We start from the raw sequence: 3,038 nt of genomic DNA on the forward strand, positions 1-3,038 counted from the left end.
TGCCGCGTAGGTGATTTCCACGGTGGCCATGTCGCCCGGCCGCACCGGCTCCTCCGGCCGCGCGAAGTGCACCAGCCGGTTGTCGGGCGCCCGGCCGGACAGCCGCCGCGTAGCGCCGTCCTTGCGGCCCTCGCCCTCCGCGACCATGACCTCCAGCACCCGGCCGACCTGCTTCTTGTTCTCGCCCCAGGAGATGTCCTCCTGGAGGGCCACCAGCCGCTCGTACCGCTCCTGCACGACCGCCTTCGGCACCTGCCCGGCCATCTCCGCCGCCGGGGTCCCCGGCCGCTTGGAGTACTGGAAGGTGAACGCCTGCGTGAAGCGCACCTCGCGTACCACGTGCAGCGTCTGCTCGAAGTCGGCCTCGGTCTCGCCGGGGAAGCCCACGATGATGTCGGTGGTGATCGCCGCGTCCGGGATGGCGGCCCGCACCTTATCGATGATCCCCAGATACCGCTCCTGCCGGTAGGAGCGCCGCATCGCGCGCAGCACCGTGTCCGAGCCGGACTGCAGCGGCATGTGGAGCTGCGGCATCACGTTCGGCGTCTCGGCCATCGCCTCGATCACGTCGTCGGTGAAGTCCCGCGGGTGCGGCGAGGTGAAGCGCACCCGCTCCAGCCCCTCGACCCGCCCGCAGGCACGCAGCAGCTTGCCGAACGCCTGCCGGTCGCCGATGTCGGACCCGTACGCGTTGACGTTCTGCCCCAGCAGCGTGATCTCGCTGACACCCTCCGCGACCAGCGCCTCGACCTCGGCGAGGATGTCGCCGCTGCGGCGGTCCTTCTCCTTGCCCCGCAGCGCCGGGACGATGCAGAACGTACAGGTGTTGTTGCACCCGACGGAGACCGAGACCCACGCGGCGTACGGGCTCTCCCGCCGCGTCGGCAGCGTGGAGGGGAACGCCTCCAGCGACTCGGCGATCTCGACCTGCGCCTCGCGGGCCACCCGCGCCCGCTCCAGCAGCACCGGCAGCTTGCCGACGTTGTGCGTGCCGAAGACGACGTCGACGTACGGGGCGCGGCTGACGATCGTGTCGCGGTCCTTCTGCGCCAGACAGCCGCCGACCGCGATCTGCATGCCGGGCTTCGCGGCCTTCTTCGGCGCGAGCTGGCCGAGGTTGCCGTACAGCCGGTTGTCGGCGTTCTCCCGCACCGCGCAGGTGTTGAACACGACCACGTCGGCGGTGCCGCCGGAGCCCGGCTCCGCGCGGACGTAGCCCGCCTCCTCAAGCAGCCCCGACATCCGTTCGCTGTCGTGGACGTTCATCTGGCATCCGAACGTCCTGACCTCGTACGTGCGCGGCTGTGCGACTTCCTCGGGCATGCCAGCGATCATCCAAACGGCGACGGGGGTTCACGGACGGGCCGCCCGGGGCGGCCCGTCCGTCAGTCTACGACTTCGGCGACCGCCTCAGTCGGCCTGTCCCGCGGGGGCGTACTGCCTCAGCTCCGCGGCCAGTTCCTCGTGCACCAGGGCCTTGAGCAGTGTGCCCGCGGCGATGTGCTCCTCGGAGAGCACCTCGCCCTCGTTGTGCACCCGCGAGACCAGCGCGCCCTTCGTGTACGGCACGACGGCCTCGATCTCGACCTGCGGCCGCGGCAGCTCCACGTCGATGAGCGCCTTCAGCTCCTCGATGCCCTCGCCGGTCGCGGCCGAGACCGCGATCGCCCGCGGCTCGATGCGCAGCAGCCGGCGCAGCACGTCCGGATCGGCGGTGTCCGCCTTGTTGATCACCACGATCTCGGGTACGGACGTCGCACCCACGTCGCGGATCACCTCGCGCACGCTGACGAGCTGCTCCTCGGGCGCCGGGTGGGAGCCGTCGACCACGTGCAGGATCAGGTCGGCGTCGCCGACCTCCTCCATCGTGGAGCGGAACGCCTCGACGAGGTGGTGCGGCAGGTGCCGTACGAAACCGACGGTGTCCGCCAGCGTGTACAGCCGCCCGCTGGGCGTCTCCGCCCTGCGCACCGTCGGGTCGAGGGTGGCGAACAGCGCGTTCTCCACCAGCACGCCCGCGCCGGTGAGCCGGTTGAGCAGCGAGGACTTGCCCGCGTTCGTGTAACCGGCGATGGCCGCCGACGGCACCTTGTGCCGCTTGCGCTCCTGCCGCTTGACGTCCCGGCCGGTCTTCATGTCGGCGATCTCCCGGCGGAGCTTCGCCATCTTCTCGCGGATGCGCCGCCGGTCCGTCTCGATCTTCGTCTCACCGGGACCACGGGTGGCCATGCCGCCGCCCGCCGAGCCCGAGCCGCCGCCGCCCATCTGCCGGGACAGCGACTGCCCCCAGCCGCGCAGCCGCGGCAGCATGTACTGCATCTGCGCGAGCGCGACCTGCGCCTTGCCCTCGCGGGACTTGGCGTGCTGGGCGAAGATGTCGAGGATCAGCGCGGTGCGGTCCACGACCTTGACCTTGACGACGTCCTCAAGATGGATGAGCTGGCCGGGGCTCAGCTCACCGTCGCAGACGACCGTGTCCGCCGCGGTCTCGACCACGATGTCGCGCAGCTCCAGCGCCTTGCCGGAGCCGATGTACGTCGCGGGGTCGGGCTTGTCGCGGCGCTGCACCACGCCGTCGAGCACGACCGCGCCGGCCGTCTCGGCGAGCGCGGCCAGCTCCGCCAGCGAGTTCTCGGCCTCCCGGGCCGTACCGGACGTCCACACGCCGACGAGCACGACCCGCTCCAGCCGGAGCTGCCGGTACTCGACCTCGGTGACGTCCTCCAGCTCGGTCGACAGACCGACCACGCGGCGCAGGGCCGCGCGGTCCTCACGGTCGAACTGATCGCCGTCACGGCCTGCGTCGGATCCGGGACTCCACGCGGCTTCGGCTTCCATGAGGGCGTCGGCACGCAGGCCTTCCGGGAGACGCTGGTCGTCCTGGGGAAGGTGGGTAGGAGAAGTCATCGGATCCTTGTCTGTGAGATCGGTTGTCTGCCACTACGACAACGCACCGCAGACCGGGAGGATTCCCCGCACGGCGGGCAGGCGTCGTGGCCTCACGATGGTCGCACGCTGCCGCACGGCCGTCACCCGCT

General features: G+C 71.0%; 2 protein-coding genes. Both read right to left on the reverse strand.

The window, feature by feature from the left end; all coding sequences use genetic code 11:
• Positions 1–1,323: tRNA (N6-isopentenyl adenosine(37)-C2)-methylthiotransferase MiaB (gene miaB / locus H5J30_RS24450; RefSeq protein WP_181789521.1), on the reverse strand; the 1,323-nt coding region annotated here is incomplete at its 3' end.
• Between the two features lie 87 nt (positions 1,324–1,410).
• Positions 1,411–2,907 carry a GTPase HflX gene (hflX, locus tag H5J30_RS24455; RefSeq protein WP_181789522.1) on the reverse strand — a complete coding sequence of 499 codons (1,497 nt, stop codon included), beginning with the start codon at positions 2,905–2,907 and terminating at the stop codon, positions 1,411–1,413.
• Positions 2,908–3,038: the final 131 nt, after the last annotated feature.

The organism is Streptomyces phytophilus, assembly GCF_013870535.1.
GTDB lineage: Bacteria > Actinomycetota > Actinomycetes > Streptomycetales > Streptomycetaceae > Streptomyces > Streptomyces phytophilus.

Excerpts from the sequence above, each read along its gene's own strand:
- hflX (WP_181789522.1), bottom strand. The coding sequence starts at position 2,907 with ATGACTTCTCCTACCCACCTTCCCCAGGACGACCAGCGTCTCCCGGAA.